General features: G+C 46.8%; 15 protein-coding genes and 1 other RNA gene. 10 read left to right on the top strand and 6 right to left on the bottom strand.

The window, feature by feature from the left end:
* Positions 1–210: 210 nt before the first annotated feature.
* On the bottom strand, positions 211–1,743 hold the full coding sequence (locus Pcarn_RS04345; RefSeq protein WP_261835161.1) for an amidase: 1,533 nt from the start codon (positions 1,741–1,743) through the stop codon (positions 211–213).
* Positions 1,744–1,891: 148 nt separating this feature from the next.
* Between Pcarn_RS04345 and Pcarn_RS04340 the strand changes: the two genes are divergently transcribed.
* Positions 1,892–2,770 carry a LysR family transcriptional regulator gene (locus tag Pcarn_RS04340; RefSeq protein WP_261835160.1) on the top strand — a complete coding sequence of 293 codons (879 nt, stop codon included), beginning with the start codon at positions 1,892–1,894 and terminating at the stop codon, positions 2,768–2,770.
* 183 nt (positions 2,771–2,953) lie between these two features.
* On the opposite strand, the gene ffs is transcribed toward Pcarn_RS04340, so the two are convergent.
* Together ffs and Pcarn_RS04330 are read right to left on the bottom strand one after the other, a co-directional pair.
* Positions 2,954–3,050, bottom strand: an RNA gene (gene ffs / locus Pcarn_RS04335) — signal recognition particle sRNA small type.
* Between the two features lie 112 nt (positions 3,051–3,162).
* Complete coding sequence (locus tag Pcarn_RS04330; RefSeq protein WP_261835159.1) at positions 3,163–3,900, bottom strand: VP0952 family biofilm-associated protein; 738 nt, start codon at positions 3,898–3,900, stop codon at positions 3,163–3,165.
* Positions 3,901–3,962: 62 nt separating this feature from the next.
* Here Pcarn_RS04330 and Pcarn_RS04325 point away from each other — a divergent pair, with 62 nt between their 5' ends.
* The gene (locus tag Pcarn_RS04325) at positions 3,963–4,265 is read left to right on the top strand and encodes an MGMT family protein (RefSeq protein WP_261835158.1); all 303 of its coding nucleotides are present in this window, start codon (positions 3,963–3,965) and stop codon (positions 4,263–4,265) included.
* Between the two features lie 45 nt (positions 4,266–4,310).
* Here Pcarn_RS04325 and Pcarn_RS04320 read toward each other — a convergent pair whose 3' ends face one another.
* The gene (locus Pcarn_RS04320) at positions 4,311–4,796 is read right to left on the bottom strand and encodes a YbaY family lipoprotein (RefSeq protein WP_261835157.1); all 486 of its coding nucleotides are present in this window, start codon (positions 4,794–4,796) and stop codon (positions 4,311–4,313) included.
* Between the two features lie 136 nt (positions 4,797–4,932).
* On the opposite strand from Pcarn_RS04320, the gene tesB reads away from it, so the two are divergent.
* Together tesB and putP are read left to right on the top strand one after the other, a co-directional pair.
* Positions 4,933–5,790: an acyl-CoA thioesterase II gene (gene tesB / locus Pcarn_RS04315; protein ID WP_261835156.1), complete on the top strand. Its 858-nt coding sequence runs from the start codon at positions 4,933–4,935 to the stop codon at positions 5,788–5,790.
* 231 nt (positions 5,791–6,021) lie between these two features.
* Complete coding sequence (gene putP / locus Pcarn_RS04310; RefSeq protein ID WP_261835155.1) at positions 6,022–7,455, top strand: sodium/proline symporter PutP; 1,434 nt, start codon at positions 6,022–6,024, stop codon at positions 7,453–7,455.
* 46 nt (positions 7,456–7,501) lie between these two features.
* Here putP and Pcarn_RS04305 read toward each other — a convergent pair whose 3' ends face one another.
* A complete protein-coding gene (locus Pcarn_RS04305; RefSeq protein WP_261835154.1) occupies positions 7,502–7,969 on the bottom strand; it encodes an Lrp/AsnC family transcriptional regulator in 468 nt (155 codons plus the stop codon).
* A 128-nt stretch (positions 7,970–8,097) separates the two neighbouring features.
* Between Pcarn_RS04305 and Pcarn_RS04300 the strand changes: the two genes are divergently transcribed.
* The 3 genes from Pcarn_RS04300 to aphA all read left to right on the top strand — a co-directional run bounded on the left by Pcarn_RS04300 (position 8,098) and on the right by aphA (position 11,621).
* Complete coding sequence (locus Pcarn_RS04300) at positions 8,098–9,162, top strand: PLP-dependent cysteine synthase family protein (protein WP_261835153.1); 1,065 nt, start codon at positions 8,098–8,100, stop codon at positions 9,160–9,162.
* Between the two features lie 59 nt (positions 9,163–9,221).
* Positions 9,222–10,847 (top strand): VRR-NUC domain-containing protein, encoded by a 1,626-nt coding sequence (locus tag Pcarn_RS04295; RefSeq protein WP_261835152.1) that lies wholly within the window; start codon positions 9,222–9,224, stop codon positions 10,845–10,847.
* 81 nt (positions 10,848–10,928) lie between these two features.
* Complete coding sequence (gene aphA / locus Pcarn_RS04290) at positions 10,929–11,621, top strand: acid phosphatase AphA (RefSeq protein WP_261835151.1); 693 nt, start codon at positions 10,929–10,931, stop codon at positions 11,619–11,621.
* 34 nt (positions 11,622–11,655) lie between these two features.
* On the opposite strand, the gene Pcarn_RS04285 is transcribed toward aphA, so the two are convergent.
* Complete coding sequence (locus tag Pcarn_RS04285; protein ID WP_261835150.1) at positions 11,656–11,973, bottom strand: DUF1244 domain-containing protein; 318 nt, start codon at positions 11,971–11,973, stop codon at positions 11,656–11,658.
* A gap of 170 nt (positions 11,974–12,143) precedes the next feature.
* On the opposite strand from Pcarn_RS04285, the gene Pcarn_RS04280 reads away from it, so the two are divergent.
* The 3 genes from Pcarn_RS04280 to Pcarn_RS04270 are packed head-to-tail and all read left to right on the top strand — an operon-like array spanning position 12,144 to position 13,953.
* Complete coding sequence (locus Pcarn_RS04280) at positions 12,144–12,701, top strand: porin family protein (protein ID WP_261835149.1); 558 nt, start codon at positions 12,144–12,146, stop codon at positions 12,699–12,701.
* A 3-nt stretch (positions 12,702–12,704) separates the two neighbouring features.
* Entirely contained in the window at positions 12,705–13,475 is a 771-nt protein-coding gene (locus Pcarn_RS04275; protein WP_261835148.1) for a DNA-3-methyladenine glycosylase family protein, read from the top strand.
* Between the two features lies 1 nt (position 13,476).
* A complete protein-coding gene (locus tag Pcarn_RS04270; RefSeq protein WP_261835147.1) occupies positions 13,477–13,953 on the top strand; it encodes a methylated-DNA--[protein]-cysteine S-methyltransferase in 477 nt (158 codons plus the stop codon).
* Positions 13,954–14,162 lie beyond the last annotated feature (209 nt).

Raw genomic sequence — 14,162 nt, 5'->3', positions numbered from 1 at the left:
TCAATCAGTGTTCACTTGGTAGAAGTAATACTTGGATGAATGGCCAAAAAATCTGCGAACTTTTCAATCTCGATTTGGTTACCTGATAACTAGATTTGCTCACTCGACAATGTCGCTGGAGCGAAACCATCCAAGGGTATCTTCACACACTGTTTCAATAGAGCAAGCCTCGCTAATGATAGCGAGGCTCGATAGTGAACTTACTTAAGTTTACTTGATGCCTTTTGGCATTAAATCTTGAGTAAAGAACTTGGGGGCACCTTTGCTGTATGCGCCTGCAACTTTCACGACAGTTGCTGTGTCGTCTGGCTTACCAATAATTTGCATACCAAATGGGACTCCATCTGGGCTTAGACCAGCCGGTACGCTAGCTGCTGGCAACCAACCTAGCAGGTTGAATGGCAGAGTGTACATCATGCCAACTGCGTTGTCGTATGTATGACCATCTTCTTTGATTGGCTGATCAGTCATGAAATTGTAGTCTGCTGGTACAGTTACTGTAGGCATTGTTGGTGCAACTACCAGGTCGTAGCCTTGAGAGTAAACCTCTTGTGATAGCTTGGTCCACATGCGCTGTACTTCAGCTTGAGTTCTAGCTTGAGCGCGGCCATCGTAGTCCTCGCGGTGATCGATTGCTTTTTGCAGTAGTTTACCAGTGTAGGCAGTCATTTTGTCCGTTACACCAGCATAGCCATCCATCATTGGTGCACCCATAGCACCGGAGAATGCAAGGTTAGATACACCCTCTAGCAAACCCATTTGCATTTCGAAGTCAAAATCAACAACATCGACAGTCGCTCCCTGCTTACGCAGCACTTCTAGGCCGTTTTCCATACCTTTAGCAACGTAGTCAGCCATTGGGCTAGTACCCATGTCGCCAATGTATGCGATCTTCATACCTTTCAACGACTCAACTTCTTTGCTTAGTTTTTCTTGCTTACCCACTGTTGGTACAGACCATTGTGAGTCTGGTCCAGACATAACGTTGTACATCAACACCATATCTTCAAAACTACGAGCTATTGGGCCACTGCCTGAAAAATAGGAGTAAAGGTCGAAGTTAGGTACGTTGTACGCAGCTGGTTTTAGGCCATACAGCCCGTTGAAAGAAGAAGGAATACGGATAGAACCACCCATGTCAGAACCCGTTGCCATCGTCGCGTAACCCGCTGCAACAGCAGCACCAGAACCACCAGAAGAACCACCTACAGCGAATTCTGGATTCCATGGATTACGTGAGGTTCCCCATGCATCAGTGCTGGTTACCCAATTGAAATACATCTCTGGTACGGTTGTTTGAATTACTGGAATCGCGCCTTCAGCATTAAGTTTAGAAACCATAGGATCAGCGTAATCTTTTGGCGCATCATCCATATGAAGCTTTGAACCAAAGGTCACTTTGTAACCGACATCATGGTGCTCATCTTTCACCGCGTAGGTAACACCTTCAAGGGAGCGGTAAGTACCCTCTTCATAACGTTTTGTTGCCTCTTTAGCCGTTTTTAGTGCCTTGTCCCAGTGCTCATAAGTCACTGCATTTACAACATCATTTGTCGCTTCGTATTGGGCTTTTTGAGCCTTTACAACATCGACAGGTGTGATCATACCTGACTTAAAAAGCTCAATCTGAGTGTTTGCCGGCATGAATGCCAACTCTTCTTGAGAGAACTCTGCTGCTAGAGCGCTACCAGCTACTAGAGCCAGAGCAAGTGGAGCAAACTTAAAAGTGCGTGATAGTGCCATCTTGATACCTTTTTGAGTAATACCTGTTACTTCACCTGTTGAAGCAACTCTGTAGATGCGACAGATTATTGTGCAGTTTTATTTGACTCACCATGGCCCCAAGGATAGGTTTAAACTACCCTTAAGATTTGGATGATAAAGGTGTCCGATGGCAACCTCGATTGAACAACTGACTGCTTTTGTCGAAACCATAGATAAAGGTGGCTTTAAGCCTGCCAGTCGCAGTTTAGGAAAACACGCCGTCACCATAAGTGGATTGGTTGCAAATCTGGAAAGTGAAGTAGGCTTCGAGCTTTTTATTAGAAAGCCCCGGTCGTTAGAGTTAACTGAAGAAGGCAAAGAACTTTACGACCATGCACGCTCGGTATTACGGGAACTAGACCACTTCGATGCCAAGGCAAACAGTCTACTAGAGGGCGAACCAAGCAAGATAACCATTGCGATCGATACAGCGCTGAGCGGTGCCGAGCTCTCTCAAGTTTACAAGCAACTGTTTCTTCGGTTCCCAACTCTGGAAGTCAAGATACTTAGTGGCGATCCCCTTCTGGTTCGAAGCTGGGTTTTAACCGGTCAAGCTGATATTGGCTTCAGTACCGGCACCTTCTCTATGCCCCATGAGCTATCCTCGGCTCGAGCATATAGCTTCCAAATAGCCAACATCTCATCTCTGGATCTTGAACTCGCCGGCAAGCAATTAAACATGCATCAAGTGCGAAGGTTACGGCAGGTGTCGGTGAGTTTCCTAAAAGATCTGGGGCTTAGTGAAGGGCACAATATCAGTAATAGGGTCACATACTGCAACAACATAAATGAAATGCTCGAGCTAGTTAAACACTGCTCATGCTGGGCGATTGTACCCTTGTATCTATGTGCCGAAGCACTTGAGAATGGCGAGGTTGACCAGTTTGAGTTGGAGGTCAAAGATACCGCTCACTGGTATACCGATCTCATTTGGCGCGCTGAAACACCCGTCAATTCCGCGATGCAGTTTTTTATTGATGAAGTGCTTAAACTAAAAGATAGATAGCTTGTAGATCGATACTCGTAGGCGGATGTCTTTACCCATTGGTTTCAGTTGAAGGCATATAGTTTAGTACCTGGTCTCAGTACCGATCTTAGAAAGGTCGAAAAACGCAAGCTGAAGCACACCGAAGTCGGCGTAACTATCTGATAAGTAGGATTATATTTTTTTAGAAAGGCAGAAATGGGTGGGGGCCAGCCACATCCCGGCACACAAGTCATCCGCTGCGGCTGCTTCCTTCCGGACCTGACCGAGTTCACGAACTATTGTTGCGGGAGGACCAACCCCCATAGATCATCGTTTAGGGTTTTCTCTCCCTAAAGAAGTGAGGGGATTATCAAGCATCCCCTCATGTTATACAAGCAGTTTTTAAGGCAGACGAGCTAACCGTCGAAATTTTACTCGCCTATCTCTTCATTCACACGCAGGATGTAATCTGTCATCCAGATTGAAGCCAAGATCAACAGCCAAACTAGCAGGACAATACTCTGCACTTTACCACCACTTGGTAGAGCGACAAGTGAAGCAAATGCTGCTGTCGGCAACGTCCAACATTGCAGTTTCAGCCACTTCGAGCGAGCTTGAACCATATGCTCTAGAGAGGCCATGATCGCAACGATAGTCAGTGAAATAAGAGCTGCGTGAGCCATGTCTGCCGCGAACAGTGGAATGGTTAGAAACAGTGCCCACCAGCCATGTTTAGATGAGGTTTTCCACGAAACAGCCGCTAGCCAGATCATGGCGATACTCACTATCTGTAGCATGGTGTAAACGGCTTCTCCCTGAAGCACGCCCACATATTGGCTATAGATAATGCCCGATTGCATGAACAGGAAGAAACCGAACACACAAAGGCGGACGCTCGCATTACTGCGCCTTGAGAAGGCGACCATGAGTAGAGGGAATAGAATCCACATTGATACCGAGAGTGCAGTTGCTTGATACGGCAGTGTAAAACCATATAGGCACAGGCCTGCCAGCAAAAAGATGCCAGATGCGCGAGAGCGCGAGTAGATCCATAGGGCAGGAATCGCCAATGCCAGAACTGGCACGTTACCCTGGGTAACTTCGATGGACTGGGCACACACTATGGCTAATAATGTGGTTACAAAAAACTGAATTGCAGAAAATACCATATTCGCCTCCTTGCGATGTGTTCTTGTCTGTCTTCCTCTTTTCCTTAACAGTCTTAACAATTATGCATCAATTTAAATTCAAAGTCTTTGCTTTAGTTCACCAAATTCCACTTGGAATGGTGAGTACCTATGGAGATATTGCAAAATTTTCAGGCTATCCGGGCTATGCGAGACAGGTAGGACATGTTTTAAGTAATTTACCTAAGGATACTTCCCTGCCTTGGCACAGGGTTATTAATGGTAAAGGTGAAATTTCACTCAAAGGTGAAAGCCTGCAACGCCAGAAATCGTTGCTAATGGAGGAAGGGGTTCAGTTTACTGAAACTGGAAAAGTGAAATTACGGCAGTTTCGCTGGCAACCATAACCAACAGCTCATAATTCCACTTTTCATTCATTTGTAAAGGAAATGTTATCTCGCACCAAGAAGAAGCAGATCGATTTCATGGGTTTGCTCAAAATCGGTAATCACGTGGGCTGCCGTATCTGTGGTAAAGATAAGCTTGTTGTCTACAAATATCTGAGCGCGCACGTTGTAGGTGTGGCGAGGATCTATCTTTGACTCTTGATAGCTCAGGGTAAATGGTAGCGGTACCTGCTTACCCTCTGTGATGTAACTTTGGCTATCGATAACAATCGCCTTGGCATCGGCTAAAGATACATCCTCTAGGGTCACCTTTAGTACTGCGTTATCTGGTAAAGCAATTCGCTCACGATAAGCGACCGTTCCGGAAACTTCGCGCATGCCAGCTTGCTGTTCACTTGTTGCCTTCATATCGTCATTTTTCACCTGCTCCGAAGCAGTCTGCTCCGTGCCCTGCTGCATCTGTTTACTTGGTTGAGTTGCACACCCAGCAAGGGTAATACCGAATAGAGCAACGAGTAGCCATTTTCTCATCATTTTCTCCAACTGATTGAGTTTACTAACTATTTTGAACTAATAATTAACCTATCGCTAGACTAACCTTAGGTTCCAGCCTTGAGTAAATGTGAATTAGGGAGTATTTTTCTTCTAGTTAAGAATTGGAGGTCGGATGAGTAAACCACTAAATGAACTATTAGCCCTATTGCAGCTTGAGCAACTTGAACAAGGGCTATTTCGAGGAGAGAGCGAGCACCTTGGTCTGCCACAGGTATATGGAGGCCAAGTTATCGGTCAATCCCTATCTGCAGCTCGCTATACAGTAGACAGTGACCGTAGCGTTCACTCATTCCACAGCTATTTCTTACACCCAGGGGATCCAACCAAGGCCATCATCTATGATGTTGAGAATCTTCGCGATGGTCGCAGCTTCAGTACACGTCGTGTTAAAGCAATCCAAAATGGTCGCCCTATCTTCTATCTGACAGCTTCTTATCACGGCGAACAGCCTGGATTTGAACACCAAAACACTATGCCGGAGATCAAGGGTCCTGAGCATTATGCTTCTGAGTCACAGCTAGCTGAACAGATTAAGCACCTTCTACCTGAGGCAATCCAGAAGACCTTCTGCGGAGAGAAGGCCATTGAAGTGCGCCCAGTAACTGTGGTTAATCCACTTAAACCACGTAAAGAAGAACCAAAGCAGTACCTTTGGGTTAAAGCCAATGGTCAGGTGCCAGATAACCACCTTATTCACCAATACCTGTTAGCCTACGCATCAGACTGGGGCTTCTTGGTCACAGCTCTTCATCCGCATGAAGTAAGCTTGTTTACACCTAAGTTCCAAGTAGCGACCATCGACCACTCTATGTGGTTCCACAGACCGTTTAAGATGGACGAATGGCTACTTTATGCCATCGAAAGCCCAACGGCGAGCAACTCGCGCGGCCTTGTACGTGGTGAGATCTACAACCAAGCAGGCGCCTTAGTCGCGAGCGCAGTACAAGAAGGCGTGATGCGCTTTAAGTAAAACTGCATAATTATTGAGCATAGGTTGTGATTCTATGCTCAATTCGTAAAATACCGTCCGGTAAAGCTCATTCCTGAGCAAACTCATCATTATAAAAATGATTGTTTTGTGAGCCAATTCAGCATAATCAACCAAGTTGATTAACATGCCTAGAGATATTGATAACATTCCGTTAGCAATAGATATTGCTGTATTTCTATTTTTGCTCACGCACATTCCTAAAGGCAGTACATGATTTATCTACAATTCGGTCTCTATCTAGCTCTGATGCTAGGTATAGGCTACTACTCAATGCGCAGAACCCACGACAACCAAGACTTTATCATCGGTGGTCGCTCACTAGGTCCTGTGACCTCTGCTATCAGTGCCGGCGCATCGGACATGAGTGGCTGGTTGCTACTTGGCCTTCCTGGCGCAGTATTCGCAAGTGGCCTAGTAGAAGGCGTTTGGATCGGCGTAGGTCTTACCCTAGGCGCATACCTAAACTGGCTGATCGTAGCACCGCGTCTGCGCGTTGCCACTGAAGTTACTAGCACAGTAACTCTACCTAGCTTCCTTGCAGCACGCTTTGAGGACAACTCTGGCGTAATTAAAACCGTATCAACGCTCGTAATCCTATTTTTCTTTACCCTTTACGTTGCATCCGGTCTTAAAGGCGGCACCCTACTCTTCGCTCACAGCTTTGGCGCATCTGAAGAAATGGCGTTGTATGTGACCGCATTCGTTGTTATCTCCTACACCTTCCTTGGCGGCTACATGGCGGTATGTTGGACTGACCTTATCCAAGGCATCCTAATGCTGGCGGCACTATTCGCTTGTATGATGCTAGGCTACTTCGCTATCGCAGGTTCTGATGTAGTGATCAGCGAAGTGAAACCTCAGGCATTCCAGTTCTCCACCAGCTTTATTACTGGTGCATCATTGATGGCATGGGGCTTTGGTTACTTTGGTCAGCCACACATCCTAGCGCGCTTCATTGGTATCGATGACGTAAGCCACATTCCAAAGGCACGTCGTATCGGTATCACTTGGATGATCCTAACCCTAGTGATCTCAGTTTCCATCGCACTTATCGGTATTGCTTACGACGCTGTTCATCCACTTGCGGGTGTATCTGGTGAAGGTGGCAACCCAGAGCGTGTATTCCTAGCTCTAACTGAGGTGCTATTCCACCCTGTATTTGCAGGCTTCATCCTAGCGGCGGTTCTTGCAGCGGTAATGTCTACCGCGGATTCACAACTTCTGGTACTAACCTCTTCTCTTACTGAAGACATCAGTCTGTTCAACAAATACGACGAGAAGAAGAAAGCATGGATCAGCCGCTTTGGCGTAATCGGCTTTGCGGTACTGGCACTTATCATCGCAGCTAACGATGATGGCTCTATTCTAGCCATGGTGGGTTACGCATGGGGTGGCTTCGGTGCTGCATTTGGTCCACTTATGATTCTAGCCCTATGCTGGAAAGGCACCACCAAAGCCGGCGCTATCACAGGTATGATTGTTGGTGCGGCAACCATCTTCGTAGTTAAGAACTACATATCTATTGAGGGTGAGTACTTCTACGAGCTGATGCCAGCGTTTATCCTAGCCTTCATATCTATCGTAGTGGTGAGTAAGCTAACTCAGAAACCATCTGAGGCAACGCTAAATAAATTCCAGTTCTAAACTCTGAACCTATAAAACAAGCGGCTCCGAAAGGAGCCGTTTTTATTTATAACGAGGTAAGCGGAAGCTCAGTGGTGTACTTGATGGACTCCATAGCAAAGGTGGAGGTCACATTAGAGATGCCCGAGACTGAGTTCACTAGCGTCTTATAGAAGTTATCAAAGCTTTGCATGTCTGAAACCAAAACCCTCAGCATATAGTCGTACTCCCCTGCCATTCGGTAGAATTCCATCACCTGCTCAAACTCAGAAACTGTCTTAGCAAAGTGCTGATACCACTCATGTGAATGGTCTGTGGTTTTAATAAGTACAAAAGCAGTAAAACTGAGTCCCAACGAGTCGGGATTAAGCAGTGCCACTCGCTTGGTGATAACCCCAGCTTCTTCCAATCGTTTTAGGCGTTTCCAACAAGGGGTAGTAGTTAAATTGACCGCTTCAGCAAGTTCCGCCAAAGAGAGGGTTGCATCACGCTGGAGCATAGAAAGTAAGCGCTTATCCACTTCATCGAGAATCATTTCTTTAAACCTGACTATACATAGAATATTTTTATCTTTGATAGCGATAATAGCAGAAATATAGCCAAGTTTTTCTCCGGATGTAGAGGTAAATTATTCTTAAAACATAACAACAGGAAACCATCCCTATGACCTCTCATCAGCATTGTGATCTCTCTTGGATCAACCGCGCAGTACAGATCATTGAATCTGATTATCAACGTAGCGCAGACACTCACCTGATTAAGCTGGACAACCACGGCTTTGACGGTATCGATATCTATCTTAAAGATGAGAGCACTCATCCAACCGGTTCTCTAAAGCACCGCTTGGCTCGATCGCTTTTCCTGTATGCCCTTTGTAACGGTTGGATCAATCGCGATACACCTATCATCGAGTCTTCGTCAGGCAGCACCGCGGTTTCTGAGGCTTATTTCGCTCGTATGCTTGGCCTGCCGTTTATCGCTGTAATGCCTAAAAGCACAGCTAAGAGCAAGATTGAACAGATTGAATTCTATGGCGGTAAGGCGCACCTAGTTGACCGCTCAGATCAAATTTATGCAGAATCACACCGCCTAGCTAAAGAGCTAAACGGCCACTATATGGATCAGTTTACCTATGCTGAGCGTGCAACCGACTGGCGTGGTAACAACAACATCGCTAACTCTATCTTTAGCCAGATGGAGCGTGAGTGTCACCCTATTCCAAGCTGGATCGTAATGAGTCCAGGCACTGGCGGTACATCAGCCACTATCGGCCGCTTCATTCGCTATCAGCAACACAACACTAAGTTGTGTGTAGTAGACCCTGAGCACTCAGTATTCTTTGACTACTACCAGTCTCGCGACACTAATATCACACTAGACCGTGGCAGTCGTATCGAGGGTATCGGTCGTCCACGCGTTGAGCCTAGCTTTATCCCTGGCGTGGTAGACGACATGATCAAGGTGCCAGATGCACACACTATTGTGACTATGCAGTGGCTCCACCAGCAACTTGGTCGCCGTGTTGGTCCATCTACTGGTACTAACCTCTACGGTGTGTTCAAGCTAGCTAAAGAAATGGCCGAGCGCGGTGAGAGGGGTTCTATCGTTACCCTGCTGTGTGACAGCGGTGAGCGCTACCTTGACACCTACTACAACCCTGAGTGGGTGGCTGAAAGCATTGGCGATATCAGCGCAAGTAGAGACCATCTACAAAACTTGCTAGGGTAAGAGAAAGATTTTCTCCATCGGCTGCCATTAAACGGCAGCCGTTTACCCAGCAAGGTATTATGAATCCAGTCATTCTTCCCGAGGGCTATTATCACGACAACTTCCTCAAGCTCGTCGAACACGCCCAGACTTACTACCCAGACCTGCTTAGCGAATCTGAGACCCACTGGATTCAAACCTTTCTTAGCCTAGATACCCAAACCCAACGCCTCTTAGTCCGCCTATACACGCGCAAAGGCGAGTGGTTTCGTTGCGACAAGCTCAAATACGCCGAGATCCGCGAATTAGAAGCCTGCGCAGTGACCCTGAGTAAACAGGGCTTTGTCTCTCTTCCTGAAAGCTTATCCGCTGTAGTGCTCGCCAAAGATCTTCTGACTAAGCCAGAGCTTTGTTCGCTCTTTCCCAAATTAAGCAAGTCCTTAAGAAAGGATGCCTTGATAAGTGCCTGTGCTGAAATGGAGCAAGAGGTGCCTGTCGCCAGATTGGGGGTTATGGTCATTAACCAGCACTATCCCAATATCCTACCTACGCTCAGCGCTCTGTTCTTCGCGAATGCGCGCCAAGATCTGAGCCAGTTTGTACTGAGTGATATGGGATTACAGGTGTTTGAGAGCTATGAGCTTAGCCAAGAACGGCGCTTCTTTAATGATAGAAAAGAGGTAAACCAACTTCTTTCCCTATCAAACATTTGGGATGACTACTACGCCATTGAGAAACGCCTGCCGAAACAAGAAAAGCTCCTGCTGATCACTGCCCTTATCGCTAGACTGCCAAATGAGGTAACACACAGCTATGTTAAGCGCAGGCTCGAAAGACTCATCAATACCCTGGCCCGCGACCTTGAACGCTTGGAAGAATATAACTCAGCGTTAGCCCTTTTTAAGGACTCTAGCCTACCTCCGAGTCGAGAAAGACAGGTACGCATTCTAGACAAGCTTGACCAGCTAGAGCCCGCTAAGAGCCTGCTCGATGAGATGCTATTATCGCCACACAACCGTGAAGAGCTAGAGGTTGCGCAGCGCATTCAGAAAAAGCTATGGCGCAAGCTAGGATTGACCGCGCCGAAGAAGCCTAAACCCACTATCAAAGAGCAAAGACTGGCGCTGGATTTAACCAATAATCGTGTTGAAATGGCCGTAGCTGAGCACCTCAATGAACAAGGCTTTGAGGTCTATTTTTTAGAAAACAGCTTTCTGTGCGGACTGTTCGGTCTCGCCTTTTGGGAGGTGCTGTTTGCCCCTATCGAGGGTGCATTCCTAAACCGTTATCAACTAGCGCCGAAGGATCTGTACAGCTCTGACTTTCAATCCAAACGCGAACACTTGATAGAAGACATGTTCAACTCACTAAAGACAAATGGCTACTCGGGACTAAAACAGACCTTCAAACACAAACAAGGACTAGCTAACCCATTTGTACATTGGAAAATCTTCGATGAATCCATCTTAGATCAAGCCGAGCAATGTTTTCCTATAGAAACGCTTGTTGAACTAATCAAGGTGATGCTCAGCGATTTACGACTGTTTCGCACCGGTATGCCAGATTTGATTGCTTTCAAAGACGGGCAGTATTTGTGGGTTGAGGTAAAAGGTCCTGGGGACAAACTTCAGGATAACCAAATTCGCTGGATGACAGAATTTGAAAGGCTTAAGGTTAATTTCTGCGTCGCCTATGTGAACCAGTAACGCATATATGGAAAATAACTTCGCAGGTAACAATGCCGAATAGGTCCTCATTAGAATAGCGCGCGCTATAAGGGGACTTTTATGAAGCTAAAAACACTATCTATTATTCTTGCTGCAGTTGTGTCACAGTCGGTTTTTGCTGGCGGGCTACAAACCATCGACATGCACAGTTACAGCGCAAAGGCATCCAAGAAATACGACCACATCAAATGGGTGACGGTTGACCAAATCAAGGACTCATTACCGGCTCAGCCACTGAATATTGGCCTTGATATCGACGATACCATCCTGTTTTCCTCGCCTGTGTTCTATCGTGGTAAGCAAAAATACTCACCAGATTCAAACGACTATCTACAGAACCAAGCATTCTGGGATGAGGCAAGCACTGGCTGGGACAAGTTTTCTGTGCCCAAGAAAAGTGCTATTGAGTTGGTTACCATGCACCTTAAACGTGGCGACACCATCTATTTCATCACTGGTCGCACCGCGCCGACCGGTCATGAGACTCTGACTGAAACTCTGCGCAACCTATTCCCTGAAGAATACCGTCAACAGATCCAGCCTGTGGTATTTGCAAACGGTCTAGAAAAACAGAAGCAGATCCATAACGACCATATTTCTGTATTCTATGGCGATGCCGATAGCGATATGACCTCAGCACATCAAGTGGGAGTGGAAGGCATTCGATTCCTGCGTGGCGCTCAATCTACCTACACGCCGCTGCCTCATGCCGGCAAGTATGGTGAGAAGGTATTGGTTAACTCTAACTACTGATATAAAAATGGCGCCCTATTTGGACGCCATTTTTTTATTTCTTCTGCTTGGCCTCAAAGGCCGCTAGCTGCTCTGGTGTTGCTGGCAACTGATGGTTCTGTTTCCACTCATCATAGGTCATGCCATACACACGCATGCGCCCATCATCGATATCCAGGTCTAGTCCCTTCTCTTTCGCCTCAGCTGTGTACCATTTGCTGAAACAGTTACGACAAAAGCCCGCCAAGATCATCAGGTCGATGTTCTGCACGTCTTTATTGTTATCTAGGTGTTTCAAAAGGCGACGAAATACCGCTGCATCCAGTTGATCTTGCTCTGCCTGAGAGAGCTGTTCATGCTTTGATTGAGTCAAAACCTTACTCCTTGTTTTTTATCAAACATTTGGCTCAGCAATGCCATGTGTCGCCAAATATAAGTGCTAAGATTATGATTGATTTGCACTTTTTTGCATATCATAATTTTCCGAATCTTGACGATTATATTGTCAAATTGTTAATGACTCACCCTCTAAATAGGAAACGTATGAAAAAGCGCTACCTCGGCGGTCTGCTGCCTCTAGCCCTCCTCTCCACCTCAGTAATGGCGGCCGGAAATAACTCTTTTTATATGGGGATCGGTGATGTCGGATTCTCTCCCGAAAACAGCGACAACGACTCTTTCTCTGACCCTAGCTTTATCATAGGTGGCGGACAGTCTTTCAACGAGCACGTCAGCATGGAGGGATTCTTTCGCTACTCTGAAGCCAAAGATGAAGCCAAGACCTTTGAGTTCAACTACTACCAAGTTGGCTTGTCTTTGGTACTCAGCACAGGTGAACTGGGTGATACCCCGCTTGAGCTATTCGGTCGCACCAGCGCCATTGCTGCCTTTGTTAAAGGTCACGACACATCAAATGGCGATCGCAGAGACATAGGTGATACCAGCGGTGGTGTCTTTACTGTGGGCGGTGGCCTGCAATGGAACATCAATGCTGATTATTGGGTGCGTGCTGAGTATATCTATGGCTATGCCACAACTGGACTTGGCAACTATGACGATGATTATGACGGTGTGCAGATCTCGCTCGGCCTCGACTTCTAGAACATGCATAAAGGACAAACCATACTCGAGGTTGCTGGTCATCTAGACTGGCAACACATGCTCGCCTTTTATCGCCTGCGTGCAATTCATTCTCTAGAGACCATTACCGATACTCATTACCAGCGTTCAGGGCTTTTTGATGAAGTTCGATATCAGATTCGTCTCACGCAACATGATGGTAACAGTCTGATTCTTGAGTATCAGATCTCAGATACAAACTCTCTACCAGCCCTGATTCAGAACATCCGTGAGATGTTTGACCTTGATTGTGATACCCATAACGTTGAGGCTCATCTATCTAAACTCGAACCTGAGCTTATCAAGGTTAAAGGCCTGCGTATTCCTGGTGTTTGGAGTGTCTGGGAGGCAGGGGTTCGCGCTATCTTAGGACAGCAGGTTTCAGTCAAAGCAGCCATCAATCATCTCAACAATCTGGTGGATACGATCTCCAGCCAAGACTTCCCCACACCGACCGAGGTTGCTCAAACCGACCTTAGCTTTCTTCGTATGCCCGAGAGTCGAAAGCAGACACTGGCACGCTATGCCGAATATATGCTTCAGTACCCTGATTCCATGCCCAATGAATGGCTAGCCCTCAAAGGCATCGGCCCATGGACGGTGCAATATGCTGAGCTTAGAGGGGAAAGAATCAAAGACTGCTTTGTTGAGGGCGATCTGATAGTGAAAAAGAGACGCATCGATTATCCTAACCTCAACAAACAAAGCGTATCGCCTTGGGGCAGTTACGCTACCTTGCATCTGTGGAATCAATAACATGCTTTACTACAACGAATTTGACTCAGCTCTTGGGATAATCACGGTGCAAACCTCGGATAAGGGCATTAAGGGGATCTGGTTTGAGACCTATACCACCAAGCCCGATGAGCTAGGCGAGCATGCCAGTAATCACCCAATCCTAGTGTCTGCTAAGAAACAACTCAGCGAGTATCTAAATGGTGAGCGTGCTGAGTTCGACCTACCTCTAGATGCAGACGGTACCGAGTTTCAAAAACAGGTATGGAGCGAACTTGCCAAGATCCCATTTGGTGAGACGCGCAGCTATAAACAGATAGCCGAGGCGATCAACAAGCCAAAAGCGGTGCGCGCAGTCGGTGCAGCTAACGGTAAGAATCCAGTTTCTGTGGTGGTGCCTTGTCATAGAGTGGTTGGTAGCAATCGTGCCTTGACCGGTTATGCTGGCGGAATAGAGAGAAAGAAGAAGCTTCTCGAGCTTGAGAATATAGAGCTGTAACTCCCATAGAGGATAAAAAGTCTTTTTGCGGATTAGAGGAGAACGTAAAAACTCCTTCTGAGCCAGCCACCGCCTCCGAGCGATTGATTCACAAGGCCGCGGTGAACCCATCCATGGGCGCTTGGCGCTCGCCTCCTTGCGAGCGATACCTTGCTCCATCAATCACTCTCCAGCAGCAACATCACTGGGGTCCCCAGTTCATCAAGGCT

This window comes from Vibrio ishigakensis, from assembly GCF_024347675.1.
GTDB lineage: Bacteria > Pseudomonadota > Gammaproteobacteria > Enterobacterales > Vibrionaceae > Vibrio > Vibrio ishigakensis.
Note: the sequence above shows the minus strand (reverse complement) of the source record. Positions and strands in the feature narration are given on the sequence as shown.